The sequence below is a fragment of the Pseudoscardovia suis genome (assembly GCF_002797875.1).
GTDB lineage: Bacteria > Actinomycetota > Actinomycetes > Actinomycetales > Bifidobacteriaceae > Pseudoscardovia > Pseudoscardovia suis.
Genome location: NZ_PGFC01000001.1, coordinates 373,958 through 392,752, shown reverse-complemented (window position 1 = coordinate 392,752; position 18,795 = coordinate 373,958). Strand labels below are relative to the sequence as shown.

Genomic DNA, 18,795 nt, shown 5'->3' with positions numbered 1-18,795 from the left:
CTGAACTTGCTGCGTTGTTCAAGCGCAACAGTTGAATAGAATACCATGCGTGTGATTTATCGCAACCCTCGGCGTGTCGCGCATATTCATGCGGTTTTCGACTCCCCCGTTTCTGCCGGCAATCGCCTACAATGATGTGCGCAACGCGTCCCGCTTCCCTTTCACCTAAGGAGCCACATGCAGATTGTCCCCGTCTCTTCGCTCGATGACCCACGCCTCGCCGCATACACGCAGCTCACGGAAATCCAGCTGCGCAACCGCCTGGAGCCTGAAAAGGGCATGTTCATCGCCGAAAGCCCCAAGGTCATCGACCGCGCGCTCGACGCGCATGTGGAGCCGCTGTCGTTCCTTGTCGAAGAACCGTGGCTGGAAGGCATGACGCGCGAGTTCGAGCAAGTGGACGCCGAATGGGGGCCGGACATCCCCGTCTTCGTGGCGAGCCCCGCCCTGCTCAAGACCCTCACCGGCTACCGGTTGCACCGCGGCGCCCTGTGCGCGATGCGCCGCTGGAAGCTGCCTACCGTGGAGGACCTGTGCCGCGATGCACGGCGCGTGGCGGTGATGGAGAACATCGTGGATTTCACGAACGTGGGTGCGATCATGCGCTCGGCAGCCGCCTTGGGCGTCGACGCGGTGCTCGTGACACCGTCATGCGGCGATCCGCTGTATCGTCGCGCCGCCCGTGTCTCGATGGGCACCGTGTTCCAAGTGCCGTGGACGCGCATCGGTTCCGACGTGCACGACTGGCCCGACAAGGGTCTTGCTGAGCTCAACGCCCTGGGATTCACCACGGTGGCTATGGCGCTCACCGATGATTCCATCTCGATGCAGGAGCTGACGCGTCGCCTGCATCTGCCTGCCGATGACGCCCAGCATATCGACAAACTGGCGCTCGTCTTCGGCACCGAAGGCGATGGCTTAAAGCATCGCACGATCGCCCACACCGATCTCACCGTGAAAATCCCCATGTACCACGGCGTGGACTCCCTCAACGTCGCGGCAAGCACCGCCGTGGCGTTCTATGCCACGCAGATGGAGTAACGAAAATAGAGAGAGTACGGGGGATGAAAGAAGCAGCGGCAATGGAAGGAGCAGCGGGGATAGGGGCGCCCGCCCCCCCGCATGGAGCTCACACCAAGGCGGGTTCTAGTGAACGTCGCAACACCTTGGATTCGGAAGGAATCGAAACATGGTGTACGAGTTCGACGGGACCAAGTACGAGAAGCTGCGGGACATGCAGGCGGCGAGACGCACGAAGTACCTGGACCTGGTGCGCGGCGGCATGAACTTCACCCAGGCCGCCCACGCGGTCGGTGTGTCCAAACGCACCGGGAAGGTCTGGCGCAACGGCAGGACACGTTCCACCGGCCGCAACGAGCGGCCGCTCGTGGACTGGTACCGTGGCGGCATGGACAAGCCCAAGCGGACCGACGCCAGATACCTGTGCATGGACGAGCGCATCGCCATCGCCGACATGCGCCGCGCCGGCAGCGGCGTCCGAGCCATCGCCCGGGCCCTCGGCAGGGCGCCCAGCACCATCAGCCGCGAGCTGCGCCGCAACGCCGACGACATCGGCGGCTGGTACGGCCCGCACCGCGCCCAGCAGAAGGCCACCCACCGCCTCAAACGCCCCAAGCCACGCAAGATCATGCCCGGCACACGACTGTGGGACGAGATCAAGGCCGGACTCGACAAGCACTGGAGTCCCGAACAGATCAGCGGCAGGCTCCGACGCGGCCACCCGGATAATGAAAGCATGAACGCATGCCACGAGACCATCTACCAGGCCATCTACGTGCAAGGCAAGGGAGAGCTGCGACTCCAGCTCAAACATGCCATGCGACGGGGGCACGTCGCCCGCAGGCACCGCGGCGACGGCCAATCCAGACGCCCCAGGTTCCGCGAACCCATGGTCATGATAAGCGACCGTCCGGCCGAGGTCGCCGACCGAGCGGTCCCCGGCCACTGGGAAGGCGACCTGATCTGCGGGACCGGCAACCGCAGCGCGATCGGCACCCTCGTGGAACGCACCACCCGGTTCACGATCCTCCTGCACCTGCCCGACGGGCACGACGCCGAACACGTGCAGGACGCCATCATCAGCAAGATGCGGACGCTGCCCGCGCTGCTGCGCAACAGCCTGACATGGGACCAGGGATCCGAACTCGCCCTGCATGCACGCGTGTCCGCCGCGCCCGGCATGCAGGTGTACTTCTGCGACCCTCACAGCCCCTGGCAGCGCGGCACCAACGAGAACACCAACGGCTTGCTGCGCCAGTACTTCCCCAAGGGGACCGACCTGTCCGGATACACCGAGGAATACCTCGACGCAGTCGCCATGGAACCCGACGACAGGCCCCGCAAGACCCTGGACTACATGAAACCCAGCGAGAAGATCCTCGAACTGATCGACGACACCGCAACGTCAACATCAACCGATACCATCAACACCAACTGTCAACAAAGATGTTGCGACGACCACTAGAATTCGCCCAACAGGCAGCTAGCACCACAGGCAGCTCAGACGACAAAGGGCCTGCGACCGCGTTGCGCGAGGTCACAGGCCCTTGGTTTTGCGCAGGCTCACTGCACAGGCTCACTGCCCGTATTGCGGCAGGTTGCCGGCGTTGAACCCCAGCGCCGCCATCTGCTCGGCGCCTTCCGGCGTCATCATGTCGACGTTCCACGGCGGGGTCCACGTCCAGTCGATGCGGAACTCCTCAACGAGGCCGGCAAGCACGGTGGCGCACTCATCTTCGATAAGCGAGGTGAGCGGGCATGCAGGTGTGGTGAGCGTCATCGTGATGATGGCGCGGCCCAGTTCGTCAATCTCGATGCCATACACGAGACCCAGATCCATGACGTCGACGCCAAGCTCCGGGTCGATGACCTGATGGAGCGCTTCCTGCACGTCCGCCGCGGTTGCACGACCGATTGAATCGACTGCCTTCAAATCGACCTTGCCTTCCTGATGGTCCTTGGCAATGCGTCGCGCCTGGGCACGCATGTCTTCCGCGGCGTCCGCTGCGGTTGTCGGTTTGGCGGCGTCGCCTGCATCCGCAGCGGCGGTCTCTTCCTGGACGTCCTGGGCGCCTGCCTGTGCCTTCTTCTGTTCCGCTGCATCCAGCAGCTGCTTGGTGGCAGCCGGATTGCTCACGAGACTCTGCGCGGTCGCCGGATCATCGATCGCACTGTTGACGGCATCGAAAATGGGGTTGCCCAACGGGGGCACCAGATTGTCATTGGCCATCGCACACCTCCTTGCACGTGGTTACGTTGTACGCCATCCGCGACACTATCGCGGGATGTCGCATCTTTGGAAATATTACGAAGTAATGCACCTAGTCATTGATCTTCGCCAGCGCTTGGGCTGCCGAGGCTTTCAAGCCTTCCCAGCCCAGCAGTGCGCACTTGATGCGCATCGGGTATTTGGACGCGCCTTGGAATGCCACCGCATCCTCGAGCTCGTCCATGTCGGCATCCGATTCGAGGCCTTTGCCGCGCGATTCCATGAGCTGGTGGAATAGATCCGCCAGATGCATCGCCTCGTCCAGGCTCTTGCCTGCCACGAGGTCATGCATGATCGACAGGCTCGCCTGTGAGATGGAGCATCCGTGGCCGTCCCATTCAAGGCTGCGGATGGACACCGGCTTGCCGTCCGTTCCATCGCTGAGCTCCACGCGCACCGTCACCTCGTCGCCGCATGTGGGGTTGAACTGATGCGCCTGCCCGGGCACGCAGTACTCGTGCGAAGCGTGGAATGAGGCCTGCCCTTGCGCAGCAGCGCTGTCCGCAGCGGTGGAATCGGCCTTCTCTGACTCTTCGGAAGCCAGGTCCGGCGCAAAATTCGCGCTGCCGTGACGTGCACGGGAGGCTTCGAGGATCACTTCCTGGTACATCTGTTCCATGCCGTCGGAATCGTCCGAGGCGGAGTCGGTGGAACCGAAGCCGTTGTGGGGGAACCCGAATCCCGGCATTCCTGCGCCAAACATCGTCATAACCAATCTTCTCGTTTCTCTGCCGCCGTTTTGTGCTGCAGCTCATTCGCCATCAAGAGCACATGACAGTGCGAGCTGCTGCATACCGAAGCATTGTAAAGGAGCCTCAGAGGCTTTCTGGTTCATTCAGCCGAGGAAGAAACCGCGCACCTTGCCAAGGGTTTCCAGCAGACGGTCCACGTCGTCAAGGTTGTTGTAGACGCCGCAGGAGACGCGGTTGGACGCATACAACCCGAAATGACGGTGTACCGGCTGCGCGCAATGGTGGCCGACGCGGATGGCGATGCCTTGGGAGTCGGCGAACTGGCCGACGTCATGCGGATGCACGCCCTCCACATCGAACGCAACGGTGCCGATGCGGTCGGTCTCGTCTGTGGGCCCCAGGATGCGGAATCCCGGAATGTCGCCGATCGTGAGCAGCTTTCGGGTGAGCATGCGCTCATGCTCGGCGATGGCATCCATGCCGATGGCCATCATCCATTCGGCTGCGACGCCCGCCGCCACGACCTGCGCCACGGGCTGCGTGCCGGCTTCGAAACGTGCCGGCGGCTCCATGTATTGTGCCGGCTTGTCCATCCAGGCGAGCTCGACCATCGAACCGCCGAAGAATGCGGGCGGCAGGGCTTCGAGCAGCTCACGCTTGCCATACAGGAAACCCACCCCGGTGGGACCGTACATCTTATGGGCGCTCCAGCAGGCGAAATCCACGTCGAGAGCCTTCACATCCACGCGGATATGCGGGATGGATTGGCAGGCATCGAGCACGAACAGCGCGCCGACCTCATGCGCGCGACGCACCAGCGTGGGGATGTCGGTGATGGCGCCGGTGACGTTGGAGATATGGGTGACCGCCACGATCTTCGTGCGTTCGGTGATCACATCCTCCACATTGTCGGTGCGCACCCGACCGTCAGGCGTCAGATCAAGCCATCGCAAGGTCGCGCCGGTGCGGGCGGCAAGCTCTTGGAACGGCAGCAGCACGGAGTGGTGCTCGGCCTTGGAAACGACGATTTCATCACCGGGCTTGAGTGCGAAGCGCTTGGCGGCCTCGCCTCCCCTGCCCAGGCTGGCGTTGCCGAAGGCGATTGCCAGTTCGTTGAGACCACCGGTGGCGCCTTGCGTCACGACGATCTCTTCACTGCCTTCCTCGGCGTTTGCGTTCACCAGGCGTGCCACCTGGGCGCGCGCATACTCGAATGCCTCGGTGCTGCGTGCCGCAAGCTCATGGGCTCCGCGATGTACGCCGGCGTTGATGGTGCGGTAGAACTCGCTCTCCGCCTCCACCACGCACTCAGGCTTCTGCGCGGTTGCGCCAGAGTCGAGATAGACGAAGGGGTGGCCGTGGATCTTTTGGTCGAGGATGGGGAATTGCGCCCGGATCGCCTCAAAATCCACGGGGGTTTGACGCTCGCCCTCGTTGGGCTGGGGCTGCTGTGTGTTGTGCGTCATGTGTGCGATTGCTTCCTTCGTCTTGGTATGCGCGCGTACTGATACCTGATATGCGTGCGGCTTGGTATACGTCTGACGCCCGGTGGCCGATATGCCTGGCCGCCGATTGGCTCAACTGCCGGAATCTGCTCGATCAACTCGGCAGATTCCAGCAGAAGCGACCGGCTGCCAGACGGGGGCGGTCAGGCGAGTGCGGATTCGCTGGCGCCTTCGGGAAGGTACTTGTCGTAGCCTTCCTCTTCGAGGCGGTCGGCGAGGTCCGGGCCGCCGGTCTCGACGACCTGCCCGTGCGCGAACACGTGCACCACATCAGGCTTGATGTATTTCAGGATGCGCGTGTAGTGCGTGACCATCATGATGCCGAGACCGGTGTTTTCCTTGGCGCGGTTGACTCCTTCGGACACGATGCGCAGAGCGTCGACGTCGAGGCCGGAATCCGTTTCGTCAAGGATTGCGAACTTGGGCTTGAGCAGTTCAAGCTGGAGCACTTCGGCGCGCTTCTTTTCGCCGCCGGAGAATCCGTCGTTGACGGAGCGCTGTGCGAATTTCGGGTCCATGCGCAGGCGCTTCATCGCCTCGCTCAGTTCCTTCGTCCACGTGCGGATGGATGGGGCCTCACCTTGCACAGCGGTGACCGCGGTGCGCAGGAAGTTGGTCATCGACACGCCCGGCACTTCGACCGGGTACTGCATGGCGAGGAAGAGCCCCGCCTTGGCGCGCTCGTCAGCTGTCATCTCGAGCAGGTTCTCGCCGTCAATGAGCACCTGGCCTCCGTCGACCTGATACTTGGGGTGGCCGGCGAGCGTGTAGGCGAGGGTGGATTTACCCGAGCCGTTGGGGCCCATGATGGCGTGGGTCTGACCGGATTCGATCGTGAGGTTCACGCCGTTGAGAATCTGCTTGCGGCCTTCCTTCGTCTCCACGGAGGCGCGCAGGTCGATGATTTGAAGTGTTGACATGTCAGTTCTCCTCCGTTTGGCGGGATTGTTCGTTCGCTGATTCCGTTCCGTGAGCTGCGGCGTCAGGGTCGTCGGCGTAGGATTCGCCTTCCGTCTGCGACACGAGCTTGAGGTCCGCGGCCTTGATGGCCTCGGCATTGCCTTCGAGACGCGCGTCGAGGGAAGCCATGAGCGCGGATGCAATCTGCGGCAGGCCGATCTGCTCGACGAGTTCGCTGAAGAAGCCGTGAACGACGAGGCGACGCGCCACGTTCTCGGGAATGCCGCGGGACTGCAGGTAAAACAGCTGCTCGTCGTCGAAACGTCCGACGGAGCTGGCATGGCCTGCGCCCACGATGTTGCCGTTTTCAATCTCAAGATTGGGCTCGGAATCCGCGATGGCACCCCTGGTGAGCAGCAGGTTGCGGTTGAGCTCGTAGGAGTCGGTGCCCGGTGCATCCGGCAGGATGAGGGCATTGCCGACCCATGCACTGTGCGCACCTTTGCCGCTGAGCGCGCCCTTGTAGATGACGCGGCTCGTGCACTGCGGCTGGTTGTGCACGATCATCGTACGGTGTTCCAGATGCTGGCCGGGTTCGACGAAATAGATGCCGAGCATATCGGACTTTGCCTGGGGGCCAGCGAAATCCTGGTCGATGCGCAGACGCACGATATCGCCGCCCAAGGTGACGACATTGTGGCGCAGCTCGGCGCCCTCCCCCACGGTGATGCGATGGCCGCCCACATGCTTGGAGCCGGCGTCCCACTGCTGGAGGGACGTGACGGACAGACGGCTGTTCTTGCCAGCGATGATCTCGACGCATTCGTCGAGACGCGCCGTGCCCGTGTGGTCGATGACCACTGCCGCGTGCGCGCCTTCATCCGCCGCGATGATCAGATGGAGGGCATCCAGACGGTCGTCCACGCCGTGCACGGATACAAGCACCGGCGTGCTCACGTCACCATGCAGCCGCACGAGCAACGCATCATCGACGGCATTCCACTCGACGGCTTCGATCCTGTCGGCGGGCAAGCCCACCGTGCCCATCGGGGCATCGCCCTTGTCCACGGCGCTGATTTCAACGCCATCGGGCAGATCATCGCCGCTCAGTGGCTCCACGCTCACTTCGGTGGCGCCGGATGCGTCGAACGGTTCGAAGAACTCTGCGATTCGCTCCACCGGGGTATAGCGGAAATCCTCCTGCTTGCGGGTGGGCACCGTGTGGTCGCTTACATCGAACGAACGCACGGCACGGTCGGCGCTGGACGGCATGAGGGCCGGCATTGCATATGGATCCTTCGGGTCCGCCGCCGGCAGGGACGGCTCTGCAATGCGCGCCGCGCTGTTTTCTTGCGCTGTTGTGTCGGTCATCAGCCCACCGATCCTTCCATCTGCAGCTCCACGAGCCTGTTGAGTTCCAAAGCGTATTCCATGGGCAGCTCGCGCGAAATCGGCTCCACGAAGCCACGCACGATCATGCCCATTGCCTCGTCCTCGGTCAGGCCACGGCTCATCAGGTAAAACAGCTGGTCTTCCGAGACCTTGGAGACAGTGGCCTCGTGTGCCATCGTCACATCGTCCTCGCGCACATCCACATGCGGGTATGTGTCGGAGCGGGAGTATTCGTCGACGAGCAACGCATCGCACACCACCGACGAGCTGGAGCCTTCCGCCCCATCGATGATCTTGACGAGGCCACGGTAGGCGGAGCGGCCGCCCGCACGAGAAATCGACTTGGCGATGATTTGCGAGCTCGTGTGCGGTGCGAGGTGGATCATCTTGGCGCCGGTGTCTTGGTACTGGCCTTGCGAAGCGAAGCTCAGCGACATCGTGGATGCGCTGGCATACGGCTCGGCGAGGATGCACGCGGGGTACTTCATCGTGGCCTTGGAACCGATGTTGCCGTCCACCCATTCCATCGTGCCGCCCTCGCGCACATAGGCGCGCTGCGTCACGAGGTTGTAGACGTTGTTGGACCAGTTCTGCACCGTCGTGTAGCGCACACGGGCGTGCGGTTCGACGAAAATCTCGACGACGCCCGAATGCAGGGAGTCGGTGGAATAAATCGGGGCGGTGCATCCTTCGACGTAATGCACGTACGAGCCTTCGTCCGCGATGATGAGCGTGCGCTCGAACTGACCCATGTTCGGGGTGTTGATGCGGAAGTACGCCTGCAGCGGGATGTCGACATGCACGCCCTTGGGCACGTACACGAACGAGCCACCCGACCATGCGGCGGTGTTGAGGGCCGCGAACTTGTTGTCGTTGCTGGGAATGCATTTGCCGAAGTACTTGCGCACCAGATCGGGGTATTCGCGCACGGCGGTATCGGTGTCGACGAAGATCACCCCTTGCTTGCGCAAATCCTCCTGGATGGAGTTGTAGATGACTTCGGACTCGTATTGCGCCGCCACGCCGGAAACGAGGCGCTTCTTCTCTGCCTCGGGGATGCCCAGCTTGTCATATGTGTTCTTGATGTCGGTGGGCAGCTCGTCCCACGTCTGCGCCTGCTTGTCGATCGGCTTGACGTAGTACTTGAAATCATCGGCGTTGAAGCCGGTGAGGTCCACGCCCCACTGCGGCATCGGCCGGTTGATGAAGTCTCGGTAGCCTTGCAGGCGGTAATCGAGCATCCACTTCGGCTCACCCTTGTCGGCCGAAATGGCACGCACCACGTCTTCGCTGATGCCTTTCTTGGCGGCTTCGCCAGCCGCGTCGGAATCATGCCAGCCGTAGGTGTAATCGCCGAACTCGTTGATGATCTCATCGTCCTGACGGATCTTGTCTTCGTTCACACGGGCACGATCCGCCACGTATTGGCTCATCTCCACGTCAGCGGCTTGTGTGCCGTCGTCGTTCGACATGGACACCTCCTTCATCTTATGGGCGCCGGGATCTCTCCGACGCCTCCCGGGCATGCCCGGGCCGTCACGTTTGCCTACCCTAACAGTTGGGGCCGGGTATGTGAAGAGTGTGTCCGATTTCGTTGTGAGCGAACCCGGGCACACTCCTTATCCGTCATTTCGTCCCTTTGCGGCTACTGCTGGATGTGGACCGTCTCGTTGTAGTCGGCCCAGTTGTAATACCATTCGGCGACGTCCCAGCCCAAGCCGATGCAGCCATGGGATTCCGCCCCTGATGCGGGCACATCCGCGTCGTTGATGGCGGAAGTGGAGTTGATGCGATGGATGGCGCAGCCGGAATGCGAGAAGTAGTTGACGAACTTGACGCCCGGCGCGTTCCAGCTGGTGGTCGACCCGTCGGACAGTGTCAACGTGCCCTTCATGTCTTGGGAGTCGAGCTTCCACCAAATCTTGAAATCGCCCGTTGGCGTGCACAGGTCGCCCTTGCAGCTGCCGTCGGCGGCAGTGCCTGCGCCGTCGGCGATGTTTAAGGTCTTGATGACCTGATCGTTTTCGTAGGCATAGAGCTTCTTGTCGGACAGGTCGACGACGGTGTGGCGCTTCGTCTGCTTGGTCTGCATCGGAATCACGGTCGCGTTGATCTGTACGGTGCCGGAACCGGTCGCCATCGCCTTGGCGGCATCGGTGCCGACGTTGCTGTCCCCACCGTCGGCGACAGTCACACCAGGGTGGCCTTGCACGTTCGTCTTGATGACTTCGCCATCGTTGTTGACGATGACGTCGGCATCCTGTTCCGTGGCTTGGTAATTTGCCTTGATGTTCGTCTCGTAGTAGCTCTGCAGCTTCGCGGCGTCGAAGAGCACATAGCCGCTGCGCTGGGAGCCGTCAGGTGTCGAATCGGTGGGATCCACGGAGTAAGAGGCGTTGATGGCGTCCACGCCCAGGGTGGTGATGTCACCGCCGTTTCCGGTGATCTTGATGGGATTGGCGATGAGGTTGTTGAGCGTGTCAACCGCCTGCTTCGCGATGTCGTCGGTGATGGCGGGCTGCACGTCATTGACCTGCAGCTGCACGTACTGCGGCGTTGCTGAGGGATTCTCTATCGCATCCAGCAGCTGCTGGGCGGCGTCCGTCACCGACAGACCCATTCCCACAGTCGCCGCAGTGGCCTCATATTGCGTGCCGTCGGAGTTGAGAGACACCGTCGCATCGGTTGCCGCGGTGGACTGGACACCGAAGTCATTGCCGATCTTGGTAGGATCCGCCGAGGATGCATCGCCCAAGCTGGGGGCGACATTCACCGTCGCGCTGGACAGGTACCGCTGGATGAAGTTATCCGAACGCTTGGCGTTGAAGGCCTGTTCGGCGATGGAATTCGCGTCCACCGTGTACCCGAGGTCTGCGAGCGTGACTTGCTCGGATGCGTCGTTGTATGTGACGGTGACAGTGGTGTCGGTGACGAGTTTCGTCACGTCATCGGCGATCTGCTGCTGCGTCTCACCCGCCACGCTACGCCCCCACAGGGTGACTCCCGGAAGCGCGCGGTCTTGGTAATGCTGCACGCACAGCGCTGCGGCAGCGGCAAGGGCGACGATAATGACGGCAAGCACAATCCACGGCCAAGCATGACGGCGGTGCTTCACGGCACTCTGCTCCCCTGCCTCATGCCCGCCGTCGGCGACTTGCGCCGGCGCAACAGACGGATACGCGGCATTCGCGAAGACGGACGACTGGCTGTGGAAGTCCTGCGACACAGGGGTTTGCGCGGGAATCTGCGCGGTGGGCGCGGCGGATGTGATGGGCGCAGCAGACACGGTGGGCACCGCTGCTGAAGCAGCATCGGATTGTGGCGCGGACGACTGCTCATTGCCCAAAGTAAGGAACGGGTTCCCGCCATCGGCGGATGTCCAATCATCGTCTGCTTCGTCGGAAGCGATCACTTTCGCAGACCCTGCCTGCGGCGCGGCCTCGTAAGAAACGTCCAGCGGTGTAGTCTCGAAGGACCAATCCCCGGGTTGCGGCGCATCGAAGCTCGGCTGGTCGCCGGGCTGCGGCTGCTCCTCATTCTCCATTGGATTCAGTGACGATGGATTCAGTGATTCGTCATTCATGAAAATGAATCGCTCCTTATGCTTCCGCACGGAAGTGAATGTCACGCGCATGCTTATGATGCCGCGTTCCCCAAAATCGTCGACATCCGATTCCGACATTGTAACGCGACTGACTTAGTCATGCTACCGCCCGCCCTCGGCATTTGCGCAATCTGCCGGTGTTGCCGCAGATCCAAGCCGTCGCAGGCAATGCGCAAGCCGCCTGAAAGCAAATCTCCAAAGCAAGCCGGCCCGAAAGCAAGCCGCGGCGCGAACCTCCATGGGTCCGCGCCGCGGCGATCGCATATGCGCTGTTTTATGCAGATGCTTCAGGCTTTAGAGGTTTTCCTTCTTCTCGGCCTGTTCCTCCTGCTGCTCCTGCTGCATCTGGCGGGTCAGCTCGGCCTCGCGCTCATGCTTGTGCTCGAGCGCGGCGGCGACGAGACCCTTGAACAGCGGATGCGGCTTCGTCGGACGGCTCTTGAACTCCGGATGCGCCTGCGTGCCCACGTAGAACGGATGCACATCCTGGGGCAGCTCCACGAATTCGGTGAGCTCACCGTCCGGGCTCGTGCCCGAAATCACCAAGCCGGCATCCTCAAGGCTCTGCTTGTAGTCGACGTTCACCTCGTAACGATGGCGGTGGCGTTCGCTGACGTTCGTCGAACCATACAGCTGTGCGACGAGCGAACCTTCGCGGAGCACGGCCGGGTAAGCGCCGAGGCGCATCGTGTGGCCCATGTCGCCGCCCTGCTCGACGTACTTCTTCTGCTCTTCCATCGTGGCGATGACCGGATGCTCGCAATCGGGAGCGAACTCGGTGGAATTGGCGTCTTCGATTCCCAGCACGTCACGGGCGTACTCGATGACCATGGACTGCAGGCCCAGGCACAGGCCGAGCGCCGGCACCTTCTTTTCGCGGGCCCAGCGCAGCGCGCCGATCTTGCCTTCGATGCCGCGGATGCCGAAGCCACCGGGGATCACGATGCCGTCGACGTTGCCCAGCGCACGCTCGGCGCCTTCCATCGTGGCGCAGCTGTCGGCGGGGATCCACAGCACATTCGTCTTCGCCCAGTTGCCGAAGCCACCGGCCTTCAGGGCTTCGGTGACGGACAGGTAGGCGTCCGGCAGGTCGATGTACTTGCCGACGATGGCGATGGACACTTCTTCCTTGGGATGATGCACGCGCTCGAGAAGGTCGGACCATTCCGCCCAATCCACGTCGTGGAACGGCAGTTCGAGCTTGCGCACGACGTAGGCGTCGAGGCCCTCGTCGAACAGCACTTTCGGGATGTCGTAGATGGACGAGCAGTCGACGCAGTTGACGACGGCCTCTTCGTCCACGTCGCACATCAGCGAGATCTTGTCCTTGATGCCCTTGCCGAGCGGACGGTCGGAGCGCAGCACGAGCGCATCCGGGCGGATGCCCAGCTGGCGCAGGCTCATGACGGAATGCTGCGTCGGCTTGGTCTTGAGCTCATGTGCGGAGGCGATGTACGGGACGAGGGAGACGTGCACGAACATGCAGTTCGTTTCGCCCAGTTCACGGCGCACCTCACGGGCCGCCTCAAGGAACGGCTGCGATTCGATGTCGCCGACGGTGCCACCGATCTCGGTGATGATCACATCGACCTTGTCGGACGCCTGGGCGCGCATGCGGCTCTTGATTTCGTTGGTGATGTGAGGAATGACCTGCACACACTGGCCCAGGTATTCGCCGGCGCGCTCCTTGCGCAGCACGGACTGGTAAATCTGGCCCGTGGTGACGTTGGCCTTCTGGGAGAGCGGAACATCGAGGAAACGCTCGTAGTGGCCGATATCGAGATCGGTCTCGGCGCCGTCTTCGGTGACATACACTTCGCCATGCTGGAAGGGGTTCATGGTTCCCGGGTCAACGTTGATGTAGGGGTCGAGCTTCTGCTGCAAAACGCGCAGGCCACGGCTGCGAAGGAGCCGTCCGAGCGAAGAAGCGGTCAGACCTTTACCAAGAGATGAAACGACACCACCGGTGACAAAAATATGCTTCGTGACGTGATCCTGAGAGATTCCATGTTCAATGACCATGGAACTCCATGGTATCAGCTCAAGCAGACGAGTCCGTCGCCGTGTCGCGCGGCGGCGGACTCGTTGGAATCGCTTGCGGACAGCAACCGTTGCGGCATGATACCGATAAGCCGTCCGGGGCGCCCGGGGCGCCTTGCCGCCTGTGGCGCGCCGGAAGGAAGAGGCCTAGGCCTGCTGGCTTGCCTGAATGAGCACGGCGATCGACTCGATGGCGAGCTTGTAGCCGTAGAAGCCCATGCCCGTGATCGTTCCGGTGGCGATCGGCGAAATCACCGAGAGCCTGCGGAAGGATTCGCGGCCGGCAGGGTTCGAAATATGCACTTCCATCAGCGGCAGCCCGGCGTCGGTCACCTGCACGGCGGCGTCGCGCAGCCCGTAGCTGTAATGCGTGAAAGCGGCCGGGTTGAGCACGACCGGCGTGCGGCGGTCCACCGCCTGATGCATCCAGCCGATGACCTCGGCTTCGTCATCGCTTTGGCGCACGTCCACCTCAAAGCCGTATTCCTTGGCCCATGCGACGCACAGCTGGCGCAGCTGCTTGAGGTCCTGATGACCATATACGTCCGGTTCGCGCACGCCGAGGCGGCCGAGGTTGGGGCCGTTGACGACGACAATCTTATTGGCGGCGAAATGCGCCGTTCCTGTCTGGATGGCCTGTGTCATGGGGTTCCTTTCTCGAATGTCCGATGCCGATGATGTGCCGACCGGCCCGTCGTGGTCGGCCGGCAGACCCGGCGGCGTTCACTTGTTCACTGATTGATGAGGCTGAATGCTTCGCGCAACGCGTCTTCGTCGGGTCCGTCGAGATGGATCGGATGCCCGACCGATTCGAGGATGACGAAGCGCAGCATGTTGCCGCGGGCCTTCTTATCGCGGTGCATGAGCGCGAGCACGTCGTCGAATGAGGCGCCGTTCCAGCTGGTGCGCAGCCCCAAGGACTTAAGCAGGTTGCGGTGATAGTCCACGAGTTGCTGGTCGATGTGACCGGTGAGGCGCGACAGTTCCGCCGCATACACCATGCCGACGGCGACGGCCTGGCCGTGGCGCCAGCGGAAGTGTTCGGTCTTCTCGATGGCGTGGCCGAGGGTGTGGCCGTAGTTGAGGAATTCACGCAGGCCCTTTTCCTTGAGGTCGGCGCTGACATGGTAGGCCTTGACGGTCACCGTGCGTTCGATGAGTTCGCTGATGACTTCCATGAGCTCGGGGCTGACGGCAGTGCAGTCGAAAGTGCGCAGTTCGTCGGCATGCTCTTCGAGAATCGTGAGAATCTGCGGGTCCTTGATGAAACCGGATTTGGCGACTTCGCCCAAGCCTTCGACGAAGATGTCGTTGGGAAGGGTGGAAAGCGCGTCAAGGTCAGCGAGGACGCCTGCCGGCGTGTAGAAGCTGCCGACGAGGTTCTTGCCTTCCTCGGTGTTGATGCCGGTCTTGCCGCCGGTGGAGGCATCGACCATCGCCAGCAAGGAGGTGGGGCAGTTCACGTAGCGGATGCCGCGCATCCACGTCGCCGCCACGAAGCCCGCGAGGTCGGTGCACGCTCCCCCGCCCAGGCCGACGATGGCGTCGGAGCGGGTGAAGCCTTCCTGCCCGAGGCGCCTCCAGATGTTGTTGGCAACCTCGATGGTTTTGCCCGCCTCTGCGTCGGGGATCGTGATGTCGCTCACCTCATAGCCTGCCACTCGCAGGATTGTGCGCGCCTTGTCGGAATGGCGCTGCACGGAGCTGGTGTGGATCAGCGCCACACGCACCGGGCGCTCGCCCAGTACCTGCGGCAGGTGGTTGATCACCCCTGATCCGATGCGCACATCATAGGGTTCGATGGCGCTGCCGGTCACGTGTACGATTCGTTCGTTCATGCCTTCCATCACCGCTTTCGCTGCTTTGGCCGGCGTCTTGCCGCGTGTCGCCACGATGACGGTGGCGATGCGGGAATACACCGGGTCTCGTTGTTTGTAAAGATTCATCCACCGCGTTCGCGCGTCATGCGCGAGCAGCGGCCTGTTGCCGCCATGCTGGGAACGCACCATGGCCTCTTCCGGGTCGGCGCGCAGATACACGATGGTGCCGCCGTCCTGCACGTAGCGTTCGAGCGCGGCGCGCGTGCCCTCATGCATGGGCGAGCCGCCGCCGAGCGAGAGGATTCCTTCGAACGATCCCAGGAGGTCCTCAACGACTTCGTTCTCGATCCGGCGGAATTCCGGTTCGCCGCGGGTGGCGAAAATCGAGGGAATCGACTCATGCTCGCGTTTTTCGATCTGCTCGTCGGAATCAACGAATCCCAGACCGAGCAGGTGTGCGACCTCGGTGCCGATGCGTGTCTTGCCGGCGCCCGGCATGCCGATGAACACGGCGACCGGGCGGTTGGGCGCGCTCAGTCGCGCCACGTTCACGACCGGCATGTTGTCCCGCCGGGAGCGGGTCGAGCGCTGCTGGCTGCTTCCGCGGCCCGACGGTCGGAAGCCTGAATGGCTGGCGCTGCGATGCTGGTGCGAGCGGCCTTTGAACGAGCCGCCTTTGGTTGCGCCGTGACGGATCGGAGCGTCGTCCTCATGCCGGCTGGGACGGCGATGCGGCCTGTGATGATTGGGCATTGCCTGCCTCCTCAGCGCATGTGCTCAGGCCATGATGCAACATAGGCCTGAGCGTTGCGCTTGACTTCGAAGACGCTGTCTCCGCCGAATTTCTCAAGAACGAATTGCGCAAGGGTGAGCCTCACCATCGCCTCGGCCACCACTGCGGCAGCGGGAACCGCGGTGGCGTCAGAACGCTGGTTGATGGCGGTGGCGGCTTCGCCCGTGAGCACATTGACGGTGCGCAATGCACGTGGCAGCGACGGGATGGGCTTCATCGCGGCGCGCACGCGAATCGGCTCGCCATTGGACATGCCGCCTTCGATGCCGCCGGCGCGATTGGACAGACGGTGGATGCGACCGTCCTCGTCGGTGATGATCTCGTCATGCGCCTGGCTGCCAGGACGCTCGGCCTCGGCGAAGCCATCGCCCACTTCCACGCCCTTGATGGCCTGGATGCCCATGAGGGCTCCGGCGAGGGCGGCGTCGAGACGACGATCAGATTCCACATACGTGCCCAGTCCTGCAGGCACGCCGTATGCAATGACTTCGACGACGCCGCCAAGGGTGTCGCCTTGCGACTTCGCCTCGTCAATGCGCTGCTTCATGCGTTCCTCGGCGTCCTTGTCGAGGGTGCGGGTGGCGGAGGCGTCCAAAGCGTCCACGTCGTCAGGGCGCGGAAGAGGCAGCGAGGCATCGGCATGCACGCCGCCCAGCGACACGACATGCGACACGGTGCGGATGCCGACGGACTGTTCGAGGAATTTCGCGGCAACGGCACCCAAGGCCACGCGGGATGCGGTCTCGCGCGCGGAGGAGCGTTCAAGCACCGGACGGGCGTCGTCGAAACCGTATTTGCGCATGCCGGTGAGGTCAGCGTGACCAGGGCGCGGCCTGCTCAGCGGGGCGTTGCGTCCTTCCTCGGGCAGCACGGTGCCTTCCGGCAGCGGGTCGGCGCTCATGACCTGCGTCCACTTGGGCCATTCGGTGTTGCCGATTTCGATGGCGACCGGAGAACCGAGCGTCGAACCGTGGCGCACGCCGGTGAGCATGCGCACCTGGTCCTGTTCGAACTTCATGCGCGCTCCCCTGCCGTAGCCAAGGCGGCGGCGGGCAAGGGCCTGGCGAATGTCTTCGCTTGTGACCTGGACCCCTGCGGGAAGGCCCTCGATCATGGCCACCAAGGCCTCGCCGTGTGATTCGCCTGCCGTCTGCCAACGCAACATCGCATTACTCCTTTACCGGGACCACTTGTCTGTCCTTGCCAGGACCAGTTGTCTACAAGGGACCACTTTACGCGAAAGCACACACCGCGGGTCTGCATAGGCGCATGGCACGCCAATCCGGATCGCCTCTCACCGCCGCCCTTGGTGGCCCTTGCTACGTCTGAATGTCCATCATACGGAAGAGGGCACAATGCAGCGTGGCGCACGTCCACTGTGCAAGACGTGCGCCACACTCACTGCGCCCTCAGGTGTGCTCTCCGGTGTTGTCGTGAGCCCCGCCCGGCTTTCGCCGGCGTCTTATGAGAAAGAACCGGGGTTCCGTTGCACCCGGTCAGCCGTCAAGGCCGTTGGCCGCGAGCCACTGCTTGTATTCATCGCGGAACTGGTAGAACTCGTCCTCGCTCGCGGTGAACTTCGTTTCGCCCGTCTGCAGATTCACCGTGCAGAAATACAGCCAGTCGCCCTCCTCCGGAGACATTGCGGCGCTGAGCGATGCGTCGCCGGGATTGCTGATGGGTGTCGGAGGCAGCCCCTTGTTCACACGGTCGTTGTAGGGGTTTGACGGGTCGTTGAGCATCGCATCGGTCAGCTGGGACGATTCCACGCCGTTGCCATATGCCACGACGGAATCCATGCCGAGCGGCATGTCCTGCTCGAGGCGGTTGTAAATGACGCGCGACACCTTCCCCCGGTATTCGTCCTTGTTGACCTCATTTTCGATAATGGATGCGACGTTGATCTTCTCTTCGCGCTGCCCTTCGGGAATGCCCAATTCGTCGAGCTTGGCGATTCGCGCCTGCACGAGCTGTGTGATGACCGATTGCGCAGTGGTGGAGGAATCGGAGACGTTGTAGGATCCTGGTTCGAACCAGCCTTCGTAGCTACCGCCAGCCTCGTCAGGAAGGATGGAGTTGCCACCGGCGCTGATGATCGCCTGGAACTGCGAGACATCGATGCCTGAAGCGGCCGCCGCGGCATTGATGACATCGCTAACGGTTTCGCCGGACTTTACTTGGAGGATGCCCTGCGCGGCGGAGGTGTCGATGAGCACGCCCACGACGCTGGCGGAGCTCATGTGCTTGCGCAGCGTGAATACACCGGGCTGCAGCTTCGAACCGGCATTCTGGGCGTTCACGGCGTGAAGGAATCCTTCGGTCGTCTTCACGATGTCCTGTTGCACCAGATGCTGGGCAATCGTGGAAGCGTCCTCGCCGGAGTTCACGGTGAACTGGACTTCCTCGCCTTCCTGCGAATCGTAATAATCAAGCGCTTCTGCGGTCGACTGCTGGCTGTCGGGCGAGGTTCCCCGCCGGCTTGCCACGGAACGCACGGTGAAGACGACGACAAGCGCCATCACGACGAACACGACGATGAAGATGACGCGCAGGTTGCGTCGTTTGCTCAGCTTGCGGCGGCGTTCCCGCAGTTCGCGGCGGCTGTGCACAGGCTGTTGTTCCTGAAGTCTCTCGCCGTGGGTCGCCACGTCATGGTCATCGCTTACTTTCTCGAAATTCGTGTCATCGAAAAACGAGTCAAAATCGTCGCCCACCGAGGTTCCTTCCTTCGCTGCCTGTGCGCCATGCGGCCTGTGTCGT

The 18,795-nt window shown here is 62.6% G+C and carries 14 protein-coding genes; 2 read left to right on the top strand and 12 right to left on the bottom strand.

Annotated elements, in window-relative coordinates; genetic code table 11:
• The first annotated feature begins 177 nt into the window (after positions 1–177).
• Both CLV65_RS01475 and CLV65_RS01470 read left to right on the top strand, forming a co-directional pair.
• A complete protein-coding gene (locus CLV65_RS01475; RefSeq protein ID WP_094691623.1) occupies positions 178–1,041 on the top strand; it encodes a TrmH family RNA methyltransferase in 864 nt (287 codons plus the stop codon).
• A gap of 193 nt (positions 1,042–1,234) precedes the next feature.
• The gene (locus tag CLV65_RS01470) at positions 1,235–2,485 is read left to right on the top strand and encodes an IS30 family transposase (RefSeq protein WP_420848425.1); all 1,251 of its coding nucleotides are present in this window, start codon (positions 1,235–1,237) and stop codon (positions 2,483–2,485) included.
• A gap of 111 nt (positions 2,486–2,596) precedes the next feature.
• Here CLV65_RS01470 and CLV65_RS01465 read toward each other — a convergent pair whose 3' ends face one another.
• The 12 genes from CLV65_RS01465 to mltG all read right to left on the bottom strand — a co-directional run bounded on the left by CLV65_RS01465 (position 2,597) and on the right by mltG (position 18,749).
• Positions 2,597–3,250 (bottom strand): metal-sulfur cluster assembly factor, encoded by a 654-nt coding sequence (locus CLV65_RS01465; RefSeq protein WP_094691621.1) that lies wholly within the window; start codon positions 3,248–3,250, stop codon positions 2,597–2,599.
• 91 nt (positions 3,251–3,341) lie between these two features.
• Entirely contained in the window at positions 3,342–3,908 is a 567-nt protein-coding gene (sufU, locus tag CLV65_RS01460; protein ID WP_420848424.1) for a Fe-S cluster assembly sulfur transfer protein SufU, read from the bottom strand.
• Between the two features lie 216 nt (positions 3,909–4,124).
• The gene (locus CLV65_RS01455) at positions 4,125–5,447 is read right to left on the bottom strand and encodes a SufS family cysteine desulfurase (RefSeq protein ID WP_094691620.1); all 1,323 of its coding nucleotides are present in this window, start codon (positions 5,445–5,447) and stop codon (positions 4,125–4,127) included.
• Positions 5,448–5,629: 182 nt separating this feature from the next.
• The gene (sufC, locus tag CLV65_RS01450; protein ID WP_094691619.1) at positions 5,630–6,406 is read right to left on the bottom strand and encodes a Fe-S cluster assembly ATPase SufC; all 777 of its coding nucleotides are present in this window, start codon (positions 6,404–6,406) and stop codon (positions 5,630–5,632) included.
• Between the two features lies 1 nt (position 6,407).
• Entirely contained in the window at positions 6,408–7,757 is a 1,350-nt protein-coding gene (gene sufD, locus CLV65_RS01445; RefSeq protein WP_094691618.1) for a Fe-S cluster assembly protein SufD, read from the bottom strand.
• Positions 7,757–9,250, bottom strand: coding sequence for a Fe-S cluster assembly protein SufB (gene sufB / locus CLV65_RS01440; RefSeq protein ID WP_094691617.1), 1,494 nt, complete (start codon positions 9,248–9,250; stop codon positions 7,757–7,759). Before sufB ends, sufD begins: the two co-directional genes overlap by 1 nt.
• Positions 9,251–9,423: 173 nt before the next feature.
• A complete protein-coding gene (locus CLV65_RS01435; protein WP_157847186.1) occupies positions 9,424–11,361 on the bottom strand; it encodes a L,D-transpeptidase family protein in 1,938 nt (645 codons plus the stop codon).
• 315 nt (positions 11,362–11,676) lie between these two features.
• Entirely contained in the window at positions 11,677–13,404 is a 1,728-nt protein-coding gene (locus tag CLV65_RS01430) for a CTP synthase (RefSeq protein WP_094691615.1), read from the bottom strand.
• 165 nt (positions 13,405–13,569) lie between these two features.
• The gene (locus CLV65_RS01425) at positions 13,570–14,067 is read right to left on the bottom strand and encodes a type II 3-dehydroquinate dehydratase (protein WP_094691614.1); all 498 of its coding nucleotides are present in this window, start codon (positions 14,065–14,067) and stop codon (positions 13,570–13,572) included.
• An 86-nt stretch (positions 14,068–14,153) separates the two neighbouring features.
• On the bottom strand, positions 14,154–15,803 hold the full coding sequence (locus CLV65_RS01420; protein ID WP_094691830.1) for a bifunctional shikimate kinase/3-dehydroquinate synthase: 1,650 nt from the start codon (positions 15,801–15,803) through the stop codon (positions 14,154–14,156).
• A 203-nt stretch (positions 15,804–16,006) separates the two neighbouring features.
• The gene (gene aroC / locus CLV65_RS01415; protein WP_094691613.1) at positions 16,007–17,200 is read right to left on the bottom strand and encodes a chorismate synthase; all 1,194 of its coding nucleotides are present in this window, start codon (positions 17,198–17,200) and stop codon (positions 16,007–16,009) included.
• 331 nt (positions 17,201–17,531) lie between these two features.
• The gene (mltG, locus tag CLV65_RS01410) at positions 17,532–18,749 is read right to left on the bottom strand and encodes an endolytic transglycosylase MltG (RefSeq protein ID WP_244569188.1); all 1,218 of its coding nucleotides are present in this window, start codon (positions 18,747–18,749) and stop codon (positions 17,532–17,534) included.
• Between the last annotated feature and the right edge of the window lie 46 nt (positions 18,750–18,795).

Bases quoted from the DNA above. Each gene is read 5' to 3' on its own strand.
- CLV65_RS01465 (WP_094691621.1), bottom strand. From the start codon at position 3,250: ATGGCCAATGACAATCTGGTGCCCCCGTTGGGCAACCCCATTTTCGAT.
- CLV65_RS01455 (WP_094691620.1), bottom strand. From the start codon at position 5,447: ATGACGCACAACACACAGCAGCCCCAGCCCAACGAGGGCGAGCGTCAA.
- sufU (WP_420848424.1), bottom strand. From the start codon at position 3,908: ATGGAACAGATGTACCAGGAAGTGATCCTCGAAGCCTCCCGTGCACGT.
- CLV65_RS01435 (WP_157847186.1), bottom strand. From the start codon at position 11,361: ATGAATGACGAATCACTGAATCCATCGTCACTGAATCCAATGGAGAAT.
- CLV65_RS01420 (WP_094691830.1), bottom strand. From the start codon at position 15,803: ATGCCGGTCGTGAACGTGGCGCGACTGAGCGCGCCCAACCGCCCGGTC.
- sufC (WP_094691619.1), bottom strand. From the start codon at position 6,406: ATGTCAACACTTCAAATCATCGACCTGCGCGCCTCCGTGGAGACGAAG.
- sufD (WP_094691618.1), bottom strand. From the start codon at position 7,757: ATGACCGACACAACAGCGCAAGAAAACAGCGCGGCGCGCATTGCAGAG.
- CLV65_RS01430 (WP_094691615.1), bottom strand. From the start codon at position 13,404: ATGGTCATTGAACATGGAATCTCTCAGGATCACGTCACGAAGCATATT.
- CLV65_RS01475 (WP_094691623.1), top strand. From the start codon at position 178: ATGCAGATTGTCCCCGTCTCTTCGCTCGATGACCCACGCCTCGCCGCA.
- CLV65_RS01470 (WP_420848425.1), top strand. From the start codon at position 1,235: ATGCAGGCGGCGAGACGCACGAAGTACCTGGACCTGGTGCGCGGCGGC.
- aroC (WP_094691613.1), bottom strand. From the start codon at position 17,200: ATGTTGCGTTGGCAGACGGCAGGCGAATCACACGGCGAGGCCTTGGTG.
- sufB (WP_094691617.1), bottom strand. From the start codon at position 9,250: ATGTCGAACGACGACGGCACACAAGCCGCTGACGTGGAGATGAGCCAA.
- CLV65_RS01425 (WP_094691614.1), bottom strand. From the start codon at position 14,067: ATGACACAGGCCATCCAGACAGGAACGGCGCATTTCGCCGCCAATAAG.